At 31.1% G+C, this 14,980-nt stretch carries 15 protein-coding genes and 1 tRNA gene; 4 read left to right on the forward strand and 12 right to left on the reverse strand.

The genetic code is table 11. The features are described from left to right. Positions 1–5: 5 nt before the first annotated feature. Positions 6–1,919 carry a single-stranded-DNA-specific exonuclease RecJ gene (gene recJ / locus SOI85_RS01475; RefSeq protein ID WP_320664462.1) on the reverse strand — a complete coding sequence of 638 codons (1,914 nt, stop codon included), beginning with the start codon at positions 1,917–1,919 and terminating at the stop codon, positions 6–8. 26 nt (positions 1,920–1,945) lie between these two features. Between recJ and SOI85_RS01480 the strand changes: the two genes are divergently transcribed. Together SOI85_RS01480 and SOI85_RS09730 are read left to right on the forward strand one after the other, a co-directional pair. Beyond that, a complete protein-coding gene (locus SOI85_RS01480; RefSeq protein ID WP_320664463.1) occupies positions 1,946–2,692 on the forward strand; it encodes an HAD-IA family hydrolase in 747 nt (248 codons plus the stop codon). A gap of 8 nt (positions 2,693–2,700) precedes the next feature. Beyond that, positions 2,701–3,039, forward strand: coding sequence for a DUF565 domain-containing protein (locus SOI85_RS09730; protein WP_414477799.1), 339 nt, complete (start codon positions 2,701–2,703; stop codon positions 3,037–3,039). 36 nt (positions 3,040–3,075) lie between these two features. Here SOI85_RS09730 and rpmF read toward each other — a convergent pair whose 3' ends face one another. Beyond that, positions 3,076–3,252, reverse strand: a complete 177-nt coding sequence (gene rpmF, locus SOI85_RS01485; protein WP_320664464.1) for a 50S ribosomal protein L32 — start codon at positions 3,250–3,252, stop codon at positions 3,076–3,078. A gap of 177 nt (positions 3,253–3,429) precedes the next feature. Here rpmF and SOI85_RS01490 point away from each other — a divergent pair, with 177 nt between their 5' ends. Next, positions 3,430–5,148 (forward strand): ATP-dependent metallopeptidase FtsH/Yme1/Tma family protein, encoded by a 1,719-nt coding sequence (locus SOI85_RS01490; RefSeq protein ID WP_320664465.1) that lies wholly within the window; start codon positions 3,430–3,432, stop codon positions 5,146–5,148. Positions 5,149–5,950: 802 nt separating this feature from the next. On the opposite strand, the gene SOI85_RS01495 is transcribed toward SOI85_RS01490, so the two are convergent. The 5 genes from SOI85_RS01495 to SOI85_RS01515 all read right to left on the reverse strand — a co-directional run bounded on the left by SOI85_RS01495 (position 5,951) and on the right by SOI85_RS01515 (position 10,156). Next, positions 5,951–6,547, reverse strand: a complete 597-nt coding sequence (locus SOI85_RS01495) for a peroxiredoxin (RefSeq protein ID WP_320664466.1) — start codon at positions 6,545–6,547, stop codon at positions 5,951–5,953. Positions 6,548–6,931: 384 nt separating this feature from the next. Then, positions 6,932–7,005 (reverse strand) — tRNA-Met (locus SOI85_RS01500). Positions 7,006–7,278: 273 nt separating this feature from the next. After that, positions 7,279–7,587, reverse strand: a complete 309-nt coding sequence (locus SOI85_RS01505; RefSeq protein ID WP_320664467.1) for a hypothetical protein — start codon at positions 7,585–7,587, stop codon at positions 7,279–7,281. 1,541 nt (positions 7,588–9,128) lie between these two features. Beyond that, positions 9,129–9,620: a tRNA (cytidine(34)-2'-O)-methyltransferase gene (locus SOI85_RS01510; protein WP_320664468.1), complete on the reverse strand. Its 492-nt coding sequence runs from the start codon at positions 9,618–9,620 to the stop codon at positions 9,129–9,131. Further along, on the reverse strand, positions 9,617–10,156 hold the full coding sequence (locus SOI85_RS01515) for a bifunctional adenosylcobinamide kinase/adenosylcobinamide-phosphate guanylyltransferase (RefSeq protein ID WP_320664469.1): 540 nt from the start codon (positions 10,154–10,156) through the stop codon (positions 9,617–9,619). The genes SOI85_RS01510 and SOI85_RS01515 overlap by 4 nt, the downstream gene beginning before the upstream one ends. A 136-nt stretch (positions 10,157–10,292) precedes the next feature. On the opposite strand from SOI85_RS01515, the gene SOI85_RS01520 reads away from it, so the two are divergent. Further along, positions 10,293–10,916 (forward strand): cofactor assembly of complex C subunit B, encoded by a 624-nt coding sequence (locus tag SOI85_RS01520; protein WP_320664470.1) that lies wholly within the window; start codon positions 10,293–10,295, stop codon positions 10,914–10,916. Here the strand turns inward: SOI85_RS01520 and lptC are convergent. From lptC to rpmG, 5 genes are read right to left on the reverse strand one after another with little or no spacing between them, the layout of a single operon-like run. Continuing rightward, positions 10,913–11,557 carry an LPS export ABC transporter periplasmic protein LptC gene (gene lptC, locus SOI85_RS01525; protein WP_320664471.1) on the reverse strand — a complete coding sequence of 215 codons (645 nt, stop codon included), beginning with the start codon at positions 11,555–11,557 and terminating at the stop codon, positions 10,913–10,915. The genes SOI85_RS01520 and lptC overlap by 4 nt on opposite strands. Then, positions 11,554–13,101: a methionine--tRNA ligase gene (metG, locus tag SOI85_RS01530; RefSeq protein WP_320664472.1), complete on the reverse strand. Its 1,548-nt coding sequence runs from the start codon at positions 13,099–13,101 to the stop codon at positions 11,554–11,556. Before metG ends, lptC begins: the two co-directional genes overlap by 4 nt. A gap of 57 nt (positions 13,102–13,158) precedes the next feature. Further along, on the reverse strand, positions 13,159–14,508 hold the full coding sequence (locus SOI85_RS01535) for a ribonuclease catalytic domain-containing protein (RefSeq protein WP_320664473.1): 1,350 nt from the start codon (positions 14,506–14,508) through the stop codon (positions 13,159–13,161). Positions 14,509–14,528: 20 nt separating this feature from the next. After that, complete coding sequence (gene rpsR, locus SOI85_RS01540; RefSeq protein WP_320664474.1) at positions 14,529–14,750, reverse strand: 30S ribosomal protein S18; 222 nt, start codon at positions 14,748–14,750, stop codon at positions 14,529–14,531. Positions 14,751–14,774: 24 nt separating this feature from the next. Then, entirely contained in the window at positions 14,775–14,972 is a 198-nt protein-coding gene (gene rpmG, locus SOI85_RS01545; protein WP_320664475.1) for a 50S ribosomal protein L33, read from the reverse strand. Positions 14,973–14,980: the final 8 nt, after the last annotated feature.

Below are 14,980 nucleotides of genomic sequence, written 5' to 3' on the forward strand. Positions count from 1 at the left end.
TACTCCTATACTACTGCTCCAAGAGAAAGCTTGGCAGAGTTAAAGAGATATTCAATATATTCTTTAGATTCTCTTTTTTTACAAATATCACTCATATCAGAGCTAGAACTTAGTAACTTTCCAAGACTATTTCTGATAATAACATTCTTATTTTCATCTAAAAAACATGAATATGATCTATCTTTGATGTTTAATTTGCAAACTCTTTGATATTCTCTTACATTCTTTATAATCAGTTGCTTCCTTATATCATTCTTTACTTTGTAGAAATCTAGATAAAAAACAATATCAACCTTCTGATATAATTGATAATTAAAATTAGAGGACCAGTGAATAGCATTTAATTTTATACTATCATTTTTTAGAACCAACTTCGTATGATTATTCCCTATATTATATATACTTTTTATCTCACATTCTCTTGTCCAGAAGAGAGGTTTCGGGTTCCCAACACCAAATGGTTCTAATAAGTCCAATCCTTGTATAAGTTCCTCATTTAGATCTGAGAAAACAATATGTGATTCAGGTTCAACTTTCTTTTGGAAAATATCTAGTGGATATTCATTTGCTATTGAGTTGAGTTTAGTTTCTAGAAATTCTATCTTCTCTTCGCCGATAGTAAATCCTCCAGCAGCTGGATGTCCTCCATAAGATTCAAATAGGTCTCTACATTTTTCTAAAGCTGCTATTAGGTTAAAACCTTTTGGAGCTCTAGCAGATGCTCTGTAAATCCCAGGAGAAACTAAAGTCAAGATAGCTACAGGTTTATTATATCTATCCAGGATTCTTGAGGCGACTATACCTATAACACCAGAATGCCATGTATGGCTTTTCAAAATAATAAAATTTTGATTAGTACAGTTGTTATCTAATATATTATTTAAAGCTTCTAATGTTATTGATTCACATAATGCCCTTCTTTTAGAATTAATAGACTCTATCTCTATAAGAAGATCATTGATATTCTTTTCATCGTTCTCAGAAAAGAGATCTAAAATAATCTTTGGGTCAGCTATTCGTCCAATAGAATTAATTCTAGGAGCTAGCTTAAAAGATATATCTTCACTATTTATTCTATTATTTTTTATTTTAGAAGACTTTAGAAGTGCCTTAAGTCCTTTAGAACTTGTATTAATTAAGTTAGGTATTCCCCTTTTTAACAGAACTCTATTAGCTCCTTTTAGCTCTGTCATATCTGCAATTGTTCCTATACAGAAATAATCAAGGGTATTTTCTAAAAGAGGTTTGCCTGGATTAATACTTATAATTTCTTTGGCTATGATATAAGCAAGTCCAACACCAGCTAAATATCGATAAGGAGAATTAATAGGTGTATTATGTGGGTGAATTAAAGCGTAGCAATCAGTAAAGTCCTTTGGGATTTGGTGGTGATCACTTACAATTACATCAATATTTAATTCCTTCGCTTTCCTCAAAGCTTCCTTAGCTGAAATACCATTGTCTACGGTAATTATTAAGCTTACATTTTTATGATATAGATTACTCACCATTGCCTTGCTTAAACCATAGCCGTCTTTTTGTCTACTAGGAATTGATACTTCGCATTTACCATCAAGAAGACTGATAACCTCATTAAGCAAGGCAGAACTTGTCATACCATCGGCATCATAATCTCCACAAATTGCTATATTTTCCTTATTTATACAAGCGTTCTTTATCCTTAAGCTCGCTTTAGCTAATTCTTCAAAATGATTTGTAGCTTTTGGCAAATCGTTTTTAGTAGTGAGGTCTTTTACTTCAGAAGAACTACAAAAACCTCGTCTTAATAGAATTGCTTTTAAGTGAATGGGTAATTCCACTTCTGACAATTGATTACAATTAACGAATGTAGGTAAAATCCACTTCTCTCTGGATATACTAGAATTATTATGGTGGTTATGATTAATAGAATTAGTCATATAAAAACATTTAACATGATATATAAATGACTCAGTTAAAAGGAGTATTTTGGGACGTTGATGGTACCCTAGCTGATACTGAAATGCATGTGCACAGAAAGGCCTTTAACAAAGCATTTAGTTATTTTGGCTTAAAATGGTATTGGGGTGAAGATCTATATGAAAAACTATTAGATATAGCAGGAGGTTTGAATAGGATAGCTTTCTATATAAAGCAAAAGAACATAGATATTGATAAAAATAAAATAAAAGCTATACATAGTAAGAAGCAGTTATTTTACCAGCAAATTTTAAAAGATGAAATTATACCTCTAAGGCCTGGAGTTGGAAGACTGATAAAGGAATTAGCAGATCATAATATTAGTCAGTGGATAGTTACAACATCAGGAAGAAAGGCTATAGACGCATTATTTGTTTCTTCCTTAGCAAAATATTTATATTGCTTTAAGGGGTCTATTACCTATGAAGATGTACTTAATCATAAGCCAAAACCTGACGCATATTTAAAAGCTCTTTCAATGAGCAAACTTAGTAAAAATGAGTGTATCGTTATAGAAGATTCAGAGATCGGGTTAATGTCAGCTAAAGCAGCAAATTTAAAGTGCATAATCACTATCTCACCATGGAAGAAAGTTGATCGCACAAACTTCGAATCGGCTGATTGTGTTGTTAATAATTTGGGTGAAAGTTCCTCTAATTCTAAATTTATTATTGGTCCTGCAAGTAAAGAAGGTTTTATTAATTTCTCATATTTACAAAAAATTATTTCTTAAGAATAATAATGTCTATTCAAAAAACCAGAATAAATCTTTTTGTCAAATCGCTCTCAAGTGCCTTTCTTTACTCTGCAAAGGGACCATGGAAAAGTAGGTCAGTTGGAATTCTGTCTATTTTATTTGGTTATTATTTCTCAAGTAATCTTTTAACTTACCTTATTGATAGCAAGACACAGAAGGTTATTGTACTTATTCTTCTTCTTATATTTTTAGAAGTAATTGTAAGATTACGGACAAGAATATTAAAAATCTATAGCTTTTCGGTGTATTTCTACCTTTTAGATAACTTTCGTCTTGGTACTACATACTCAATAGTTCTCGAGGCTTTTAAGCTGGGTTCTTGAAAAATGATTAAAGAGTTGCTCAGCATTCTTTAAGAGCTATTCCTCTGATTCTTCGTTTTCAGTAATTGGATATACAAAGCCTTGCGCCCTTCCTGTTAAAACAGATTTTCCAATAGATAAGGCCTTTTGAGCCGCAACAGAAGCTTTTGCCTTCCATGTTGCATGTCTCTGGTTTCGCTTGCCTTTCGAGGTTTTCTTCTTAGGTACTGCCATTAAAATTTTACCAATTTAAGCATTTTCTCTCTTAATACGGCCATTCGTCAAATAACTATGGTTATTAGTGGAATTCAGGATATTATAATAATATAAGTCTTGCATCTTTAAATAGATTCCAAAAGAATTATTATGAGAATATCTATAATAACTTATAAATCAATAAACTAGATTAAAATGTATGATAGTTATAGTCAACTTCTAAAAGATATTAGTAGCAATAATATAGAATCTATAATTCTTATTCCAAAAAGAAGAGAAGTATTAGTAATTTATAAGAATGGAACTAAAAATATTGTTTCAATACTTAATAACGATCAAACAATTTTGCGAGAAACAAAATTAAACGCGGTACCACTTGTAGTGAATGATCTTAAGTCAGAACAAGCATACGCAAACTTTGTTTCAAGTACTGGTTCCATTCTAATCTTTCTAATTGGTTTTTTTCTCATAATTAATAGAACAGCAAAGTCACTAAGTAGTACATTTAGATTTTTTAATAAAATTAGAACCCCTATACCAGAAGAGAATCTGCAAACAAATTTTGACGATGTAGCAGGCCTAAAAGAAATTAAAAGTGAATTAACAGAGATTCTTGGATTTATTTCTAATCCAGAGAAATTATCAAAACTTGGGGCCAGAACACCTAAAGGGATTATGCTTATCGGCTCACCAGGTACAGGGAAAACTCATCTAGCCAGAGCTTTAGCTGGAGAGGCAAAGGTACCCTTTTTCAATATTTCAGCAGCTGAGTTTGTCGAAATGTTTGTAGGGATAGGAGCTTCAAGAATTAAAGAACTTTTTAAACAAGCTAAAACAAAATCACCATGCATTATCTTCATAGATGAAATTGATTCCATAGCAAGAAAAAGAGGATTTGGAACTGGTATCGGTAATGACGAACGAGAGCAAACTCTCAATCAATTATTAACGGAAATGGATGGTTTTAACGATAACTCAGGAGTTTTAGTGTTGGCCGCAACTAATCGGGCTGACACACTAGATCCAGCATTTACTCGGGCTGGCCGATTTGACAAAAAGTTATTCCTATCTTTACCAGATTCAAATGAGAGACTAGAAATCCTAATGCTACATTCATTGTCTTATCCAATTTCAGATGAGGTTAGCCTTGAAGACTGGCCCGCTAAAACAACAGGTTTCAGTGGTGCAGAAATCAGGAATCTATTAAATGAAGCAGCTATTATAGCGGCACAATCAAAAGATCTAGAGGTAAAGAATAACCATTTAGTACTTGCCCATCAAAAATTAACTACTGGTACTTCCAACAGTTATATTAATGATCGAAAAAAGCTCCTTATTAGTTATAGAAATGCATCGAAAGCTTTAGTTTCCTTCATACTTTCTCACCCAGATAAAATAAATAGAATTACTTTATTCTCGAGATCTGGTAACGGAGATGCAATCTTTGTCAATAAGTCAGACGATATGGATAAGGAGTTAATCTCTAAATCATATCTGCTATCCAAAGTAAAAATACTCTTAGCGCCTAGAGCCACAGAGTTAATTATATTCGGACCAAAAGAACTTACACAGATATCATCATTGGATTTATCTGAAGTATATATCTTGTTAAGGAACATCATAGAAAAGTTTGGACTTTCTAATCTAGGTAACTTATATATAGATAGACCGAAAGAAAAGAGTATATTACAATCACTTTCAAGAAATAAGACTTTTTACTCTCAATCACTTACTAAAAAGATTGATAATGAAATTCAATCATTAGCTAAGTCATTGTTAGAGGAGGTTAAAATGATTATTACTCTAAACAGAAAAACTCTTGATTTACTAGTAAATGAACTTTTAGATAAAGAAATTATTCCTTCTGAATTATTCTATGATTTAATGTCCAAAAACAATGTAGAAAACGTATGAGATTATCAATAAATAAGCTAAATATTAGTTTTAAACTACTATGTAATAATTTACTTGTACAAATTTTTATTTCCTTCTTATTGGCTAGAATTACTAATGAATGGTACTTACTATCTAGATTTGATAATCAAATAGCTACTTCATATGAGTTACTATGGAATTATTCAGGATATTTCCTTGCAACTTTAGTTGTACTATGGCTTTCGAGTTATAGTAAGTCTATAATAAACGATTTATCACTAATACCTTCATTAAAAGATAGTCGAAAAATAGATGGAAGTTACTATAGCTACACTTTATTATTTATTAATCTATTTATTACATTAATAATATTATTTTTCTTCTATATATTGTTAAATATACAAGATTTCCTAGCAACTCCGATTGATATTACAATTATATACTTTAAGAAAATGTTAGCAATTAGAAATTACAAGCTATTAATCATATCAATCTTTTTACTTATTAATCAAGCTAGAATAATTGTTTATTACGCTGTTAATATTACTTATATTATGATTTTAGGAAGGATGTGGTTTATCTACTCTAATACCTACAATGCAATTGATGGTAATTTAATTTCCAACATATCTATTACTGAGATTAGTCTAATCTCAGTAATAATAATTTTATATTGCGTAGTTATTAAATATTTAGCATTATGGTACTTTCATTCCACATACAACAATCTAAGTGAATGGTCAAGTTATAAAATATCTAGATTTACTAGAAGTCGACTTAATAATGCATATCTTATTCTTCCAGTAATATTATTCTTTTTTATTGGTATGTGATTCACCTATTAAAGAGCAGAGAAATATTCCTTGCTGCCCTTAGGATCCTCTAGCATTGTTTTGTCACCAGGTGTCCAATTCGCTGGGCAAACTTCGTCTGGATGGGCTGAAACATATTGATAACCCTGAAGAATCCTCAATGTCTCATCTACATTTCTACCGACAGGTGCTTTATTTATAGTGCAATGCATAATTACACCCTCTGGATTTATAAGAAATAGTCCCCTGTCAGCTTCTCCATCATCATTAAGGACATTATAGGCTGTACTAATTTCCCTTTTAAGATCTGAAATGAGAGGATAATTAATATCTCCAATACCTCCTTCATTACGTGGGGTTTGGATCCAGGCAAGATGACAATTCTTACTATCTACTGATACGCCTAAAATCTCTGTATCTTTTGACGAGAAATCTGAGTACCTATCGCTAAACGCTGTTATTTCAGTAGGGCAAACGAATGTAAAATCAAGTGGATAGAAAAATAAAACAACCCACTTACCCCTGTAATCAGTAAGACTTACTTCTTTGAACTCCTGATCAATAACAGCAGAAGCAGTAAAATTTGGTGCTTGTTGACCTACTCTAAGGCAATCATTTGTTGTCATGATTTTGATAAAAGCAATTTCTAAATTGAAGTCTTGATGGTCTTTTAGGTATTGACCAAACAATTCTTCTAAGAATTTAACATAGTATTTGGAACAATTAGAACTTTAATTTATCCTTAAGACAATGTATGATATAAAGAGCTATAGATAGGAAAGTGAAGTGGGATCAAGGTTTACTAAAAAAGTTTAGCGCTACCACACATTATAGGTTAATTAAGCAATTAAAAACTGAACTTAAAGCCTTTAACAAACAAAATCATTTCAAGAATAGTTTATCAAATGAAAAACTAAAAACTAGAAAGTCTACTAATCAAAGTTGAGAATATCTAACAAAAAATTATCTGCAATAGAAATAATAGTCAAAAAAACAGAAATAATAAATAGTACCTGGAGAGAGACTTGAACTCTCGACCTCGGGTTTATGAATCCCGTGCTCTAACCAGCTGAGCTACCCAGGCATGAATTTCTATTCTACTTCAAACTTGATCAGATTGTACACTGTGGATGAAATATTGTTTAATTAGTATTTAAGCCATATGTGGTTTAAATAACATACATTTAAAATAAACATATACTAATTAGTATTATCTATTAATGAAAATTAGAATGGTTTTTCGTTAATATAGTTTCTAAGATAAAGACTGACCTTTGAGGTTTGGCAACTCCTAACGGAAGACTTAATTTTAAATTAAAAGAGTCGTTAATAACTGATAAAAGAGCTATGAGAGAGTCTAGGGCAAAATATTTAGACTTGTTGTGGTCAATTTGTCCTGATTATCTGCAAGCCAATCATGCTCGTATGAGTTTTTATCTATGGTACTAGGTGCATCTACAACCATAAAGAAGTCTGTTGAATAACCTATTACTAGAGGCGAATTGCAGGGAAACCATCTATCACTCCATATCCAATAGGATTTCATCTCTTTTGTGCATTCAGCTATACCAAACCATCCTCCGTTCTTGCATTTGGAAAGCTTTCCTATAAGCCAAAGAAGTCTACGAGAAGTAGATTCCGCTTTAATATCAGATGTCTTATGCAAATTCTTAAAATTGTAAGATTGAGTCTCCCTTTATAGTATTAGTCAATATTTCCCATAATGTCATTAATTATAAACACTCATAATTAAGCTGAATATAATCATTCATGCATAAAAAACATGGAAATAATAAGATGTCATCGCTCTAGAGAATCCCATATAGGATATCTTCTCAATTAGAACCCTAGAATTTATTCTACTAAGATTGCCTTGATAGTAAATTTCCGTATTCAGATAGAGCCTTTAGAGTCTCGTCAGAAGCAAATGTTGATGAGGATATGCACCTTCCTCCTTCCATGATGATATTGAATTGGATAGTCATATCCTCCAGGTTATGATTAGGTTTTCTTTCTCTGAACCAGAATTTCATAAGTTAATAATTGCCTTCCTTTTAAATTTAACAATATTTTCAATATAACGTGAGGTTTACGAGAAATCAATTTAATTGATAATGCTACCTATTCAGAATAAATGGCAACTAAAAAGCTCTACTAAAGAGAGAGTTCTTAACTTTAATGTTAACCAGATAGATTAGAAATCGCAGAAAGCGACTATAGATTTATTCTCATCCTTCTAGAAGAGTATATGAAGAATAAGTAGTGGTCATAGTAGACTAGATATAGAAATAATATCACCAGTCCCAGAAAATCTCGTAAGGGAAAAGGTTAGTAAGTAGAAGGTTTTATTGCGAACAATTGTTGAGAGTAATCTCTTAAAGTGTAGGAAAGTAATATCGAACATAACTATTTCAGTATAAACCATTGTTTTAATATATGTAGGAAATGTATTGCTAGAAAAGTATCATGAGATTGCTTTAGAAGAAATACTTTTATATATATGTAAAATTTTTTTATAGGTATATCATCTAATATATGATAACTATAATATTAAGGTTATAATTTAGACTTTTAGTTAATAACCTTTGCTTATAAATAAAAGTAGAAGTTTATTATATTAAATAATAATTATAAGCAGAATAACTAAACTATCTAGTTACATAAATATAGGAAATCCGATTATATATAAGTTCTTTTGGGTAGGTAAAGTCTAATTATTATATTTAGAAGATTCAAGATTTGGATTAGTGCAAGCGTTTACAGCATTAGACAAATTCATTTTACTTGATCCCCATTTGTTATATACACATGAGTAAAATTCATGATTTGGATCAGTTAAAGTATCCTTATGATGGATAACATTTCTTAGGTACTTAGCCTTAGCCTCTAAATACTGTTTTCTCGATACCCAATAAACAGACTCAGCTATAACAAAAAAACTAGCTATAAAAATAGTTAGAATAAGGATTTCTTGTACGATCATCTCCTATGGACGGAATATCATTCTAGGAAGATATTAAATTGTTAGTTATAGTCACTAATACTCATCTTTGGGAATTTTTATAAAAAGCGTTAAAATTCAATTAGTTGAATCTGAGGCCTGCACATAGCCCAAAAAGGTAATAAAACTCTAATTATTTATATTCGTATTTAAATCACAACCTTAAATATATACTCTATATTTACTTTTTTGGAAAAGGTTTTTATCTAGTATTTTTGCTTCATTGCTTCATAAGCAACGATACCACAAGCAACAGATAAGTTAAGACTTCTAACTCCTTTGTCTCCTTGCTTATAAGCACCACATGGCATAGGAATAGAAAGAACTGTTGAACATTTGTCCCTTACAAAATTGGGTAAACCATTATCCTCTCTCCCAAAAATAAATACATCATCTTCAAGTAGCTTAAAACTTGCTATTGAAGTAGTACTCGACTTGCTTAAAGCCAGAAGTCGTGAGGAAGTTATAGATGAACAGAATTTGTCAAAATTTTCATGGACTCTAATATCCATATATTGCCAATAATCAAGACCTGCCCTTTTTAAGTATTTGTCCTCCAAGGTAAAACCAAGAGGCTTAATTAAATCAAGTTTTAGATTGAATGCCGCACAAGTTCTGGCTATGTTTCCAGTGTTTTGAGGAATTCTTGGCTCAAACAACGCAATCCTGAATTGACTTCGAGGTTTAATAGCTATCATATAGATACGGATATTTGGTTTAAATCAATAGCTCTACCTTGAACAACAAGCCAACTCTCACTGCTGATTGACTGCAGTTCTCTAGAAAGTTCACCTAGCCTATCTCTAAAAGTATTTCCTATTTTGGTAGGAGCGACAAGTCCCCAGCCAGTTTCTTCAATGACAATAATGATCAATTGTTTGGAAGCCTTAAGAGTTGAAATCAACTCTAATTTATGATCCTTCCACAAACAATATGAACTGTCTAGATAACAGCTAACAAATCCTCCTAAGGAGTCTATAAGAATAGAGTGTGATTGTTCTACCAAGGATATGGATTTACTTAAATCCTTAGGACACTCAATTAAGTCCCAATTATCTGGCCTCCTATTTCTATGTAATTGAATTCTATTCTGCCAATCATCATCTCCGGATACAGGTCCAGTGGCAATGTAGGTAATATGAGGTTGGTCAGAAATTAACTTTTCTGACCATTCACTTTTTCCAGCTTTTGTTGGACCACTAACTAATATTAATTTAGAGGTATCAATAGGCATTTCTTCTTTTAATGATATATCTAATATGAGTCTTATATTATCACTTACTAATTTGCTGGCAATCTAACAACAAGCTCAATAAAGATATTAGACATAAAAGAAATTATTAGTTAATATAGAAATATTAGATAAATATATGCTTAATTTCTCAGGGACATTTATATCTGCAGGATTGGTATTACTAATAATGTCTATTATAAATTTTTATTTTGGTACAGATTTGGCACAAAGCTATCAGAGGGCGGAAATTCTTGCTTGCATTTCTTCTATTGTACTTGTTGGTGTAGGCTTATCATTAAGAAAAATTGAACCCAACAAACCTGAGAAAGTTAAATTTGAGAATGACCAAGGTATTTATATAGATGACGAATTAGACATCAATATAAAGAATGAATTAGCATGGGGAAGCAAATTAATACTGACTGCAACACCAGCAGCATCAATGTTAATCTACTTTAATAATAAAATTATTCTACGAAGAGGTTACATAACGAAAGAAGAGTTTATTCCAGGTCGTATATGTAAGTCAGTATCAAAAAGACAAAAATTTATTTCCCTAGCAAATACAAAGAATTATCCAGATAGTTATGAATTTGACTCAATTACCCCAGGACTACCCTCCGTACTAGTATATCCATTATTCGATAATGGGTATATAATTATTGGGGGATTTAGCGTCAGATGCTTTAGCAAGTCAGACGAAATATGGATTTCTGGTTGGACAGAAAAAATAAATAATTTAATTGAGTTAAACTGCTAGTTAAGATTTAAATTAATTACACTCTTCACCTGATTCTTATCTGAAGTAAATTGAATTTTACCTGACAAATAATCTATAACTGCTTTGTCAGATTGAAAACTTATAATTAATTCATTGTCATCAGGTTCTGATTTATAAATATTATAATTGGATAGATCGTAGAATTCAATGATACCTTCTTTAAGAAAATAATTAGCACTATGTGCTTCTAACTCTGTTGAATTAAATTTCAGTTTTATATTACCATTAATTGAAATCGATGAGTTATCGATATCCCATGAAACCTTGTCAGCTTTAACATAGTTATCATTAATTTTATTATGAAGTAAGACATTATTTCTCAACTTAAGTTCATTTTTGGACCTATTTAAATAGAGCTTATCTGAACTTATCTTGGAAAATATTCTTTTATTTCCTAATAGTTCTATTTCAACACTCTCAGCATTAATATCGTTAGTGATAGGATCAATTGAAGCTTTTTGACTAAATAACTTAAACGTATTTTCCCCAAGTTGATTAATTTGATCAAGCTTAAAATTGCTTATTTGATAATTATTAGACTTTTCAACTAGTGTATTTGAAGAACAGCCACTAATGCTTACGATTAAGAAAAGATTTCTAATAACTCTTATGAGTTTCATAATTCCTCTTGTATTTCTATTCTTTCCATTACTGGTTTAGGCTCAGGGAGTGGCTTGCTTTCCTCCAGTTGTCCCCATTTCAAATTATCTGCCCAATTTTGTATAGATGGGTCAATTGATAATTGGCTAAGAATTCTTATACTTAAGTCCGGTGTTAAAGGTTCTATTAAAAAACCAATAATTCTACATGTTTCAAGTACATCATACAAAATATTCTCGACTGTTTGACGTTCATCTTCATTTTTGATTTTCTTCCAAGGTTCTTGCTCATTTAAATATAAATTAGCTAGTGAAGCGATTGTGATTATTTCAGATGCTGCTTTCTTAAAATCTAATTTTACAAATGATTTAATATAATTTTCAATAGCTTCTTCACAACATGATTTCATATAAATGTTATTTCTAAGCTTATCTGGTTTAGATGTTTTATTCTCAAACCACTTCCTAGACATAGAAGTACTTCTATTTAGTAAGTTCCCAATAGTGTTCGCTAGATCACTGTTTACAGTATCTATAAACCTCTTATTTTGAAAATCTCCATCTTTACCAAATTCGATATTTCGAAGAAGAAACCATCTAACAGAATCCATTCCATATGAATCAATAAGACTCTTGGGATCAAGAACATTTCCTAATGATTTTCCCATTTTTTTACCTTCTCTTGTCAAGAATCCATGCCCAAAAACCTTTTCTGGTAATGCTAGGTTGGCTGACATAAGCATTGCTGGCCAATAAACGGCATGAAACCTAAGTATGTCCTTTCCTATAACATGGACTGATGCAGGCCAACCATTTTTTGATAAAGAAGATAAAGACTTTGACTTACTAGGTAATAAACATCCACTTAAATAACCTAATAAGGCATCAAACCATACATAGAAAGTATGGCCTGGATAGCCAGGTACATTTATTCCCCAATTTACATCAATTCTTGAGATTGAAAAATCACGAAGACCAGAAGAGACAAAGCTTCTAACTTCATTTCTTCTTGATTCTGGCATAATAAAACTATCTTTCTTAACTAATTCCTCTATTTTTTCTTGATAGTTAGATAAGCAGAAAAATAGATTCTCCTCATCTCTCCATTCTAATTTTCTTAAGTGAATAGGGCATTCTGGCTCGTTATTTTTATCATTTGGTTCAATATCTTTATATTCTTCACAACCAACGCAATACCATCCTTTTTGTCTTCCAAGCCTTATATCTCCTGATGCTTCAACTCTCTTAAAGAACTCATGAACAAGGCTCTTGTGACTGTTGGAGGAAGTACGAATAAAGCGATCAAAGGTAATTTGTTGCGAGGTCCATAAATTCTTATATTGTTGTGCAATTTGATCGCAATGGTCTTGAGGTAAAAGATTATTAGATTGTGCGGTCCTTTCAATTTTTTGACCATGTTCATCTACTCCGGTTATAAAGATAACCTCCTGACTCTGTCTTCTATAAAATCTGGATAATGCATCACAAGCTATTGTCGTGTAGGTACTACCAAGATGTGGTTTATCATTAACGTAGTACAGGGGTGTTGTTAAGGTGAAACTCATTTATAAAATTTATTTACTTTAGGTTAAGTCATACAATTTTAAGAATAAAGCAAATTCTTACGTTCCTAGCATAAGTGCTTGTACGAATATTTTACTATGTTCTTCATCTTCTCCTGAGTTTAATATTTTCAATGTAATTTTATCCCCAAAGTTGATGTTGGAATTGGTATGTATGCAAAAGACAAATTCAAATGAATAATTGATTACAAAAACTAATGCGGAAGATCTTTTATAACTTAACCAACGAAGAAAATAACATTGTATTATTTCAGCTTTATTTATTAATAAATAATTAGCTAACCATTTAGTTTTATTATCTTTCATCTTTTCATTGACTTGAATCTGATTAGATTTAAAGCTACAAATAAGTTGATCCATTAATTCTCGTGAAATTAAATCCTTTTTAAGTATCTTATTAGTAATTTGATAGTGAGTGAGAAGATCTATATATCTTCTTATTGGCGATGTACACTGAACATAGCAACTAAGTCCCAAGCTAAAATGTATTGAAGGAATTTGAGATATATAACTCCTGCATAGCGATTTTCTAAGTAAGTTATTTCGCAATGAATAATGAAGATTGTAATCTAAAGTAGGAATCGTTGAACTATCCTGACATCTGAATGGTATGTTTATATTGTGATCTATAGAATACAAAGAAATTACATGTCCCATAAGCAGCATAGCCTCTTCAATTAAAACTCTTGAAGGAGTTTTTTCATAAAAAGATATAGATAATTTATTATTCAGGAGTTTAACCCTACCCTCAATTCCCTCGATGGATAGAGATCCATTATTCAATCTCCATCTTCTTCTCTTATCCAAAAGAATGTGTAATAAAGAAAGATCCTCTTCTTCTTTTGGGGCTAATTCTATTAATTCGTCGGCATCCTCATATGTCAATTTATAATTATTACAAATTTTAGATATATAAACCTCTGAACTTGCGATAGAGCCATCAATATTTAATTCTACACAGCAACTAAGACAGAAGTTACTTTTATTCGCTTTTATAGTTAACAATTCATCTATTATGTTAGAAGGAAACATTGTAACCGTCTCCTCACCAAGATATATAGTAGCTGCATTTCTTCTAGCAATTTGATCTAATGGATCATTTAATTCAATAAATAAAGAAGGAGATGAAATATGTACCCAAACTTTCAAACTATCTTCGTTTCTCTCAATAGAAATTGCATCATCAACTTCAATTGTGTCTATATCATCTATGGTATAAGTCTTAAGATGAGTTAAATCTCTATAAAATTGACATTCTTCTAATAAACCAATCTTATATGAAGTTACGCAAGTCTTTGTTATTTGCTTATTATCTACAGTTTGATAGATATCAAAATGTTTTAAATTACTAGAAGTTATAATACTATTATTTGAGTCATTAAATGACATTAAATAAAATTAATAAAAGACTATCCTTCTGGATTAACAAATGGCAATAAAGCTATGATTCTTGCTCTTTTCACAGCTATTGTGAGATCTCTTTGCTGTTGAGCAGTTAAGCCAGTCAAGCGTCTAGGTAATATTTTCCCTCTATCAGTTATAAATTTTTTTAGAAGTTCAACATCCTTATAATCAATTGGATCGCCAGGTTTAATAGGAGATAACTTCTTCTTAAAGAAAGAATTGTTCATAATAAGATTGAGTGAGTGTTTTTTCTATTTAATTTCTCTGTGTATAGTCATTTTATTAAGTTCAGGACAGAATTTCTTGAGTTCCAATCTTTCTGTGGTGTTCCTTCTGTTTTTTTCTGTCGTGTATCTTGAAACGCCAGGAAAACGTTTTTGTGAAGTTGGGACGGAACGCGATTCAGTACATTCTAAGGTGACAACAAGCCTGGTACCCTTTTTAGCCATAGGTAGAT

Origin of the sequence: Prochlorococcus sp. MIT 1223, from assembly GCF_034092465.1 — a bacterium.
GTDB lineage: Bacteria > Cyanobacteriota > Cyanobacteriia > PCC-6307 > Cyanobiaceae > AG-402-N21.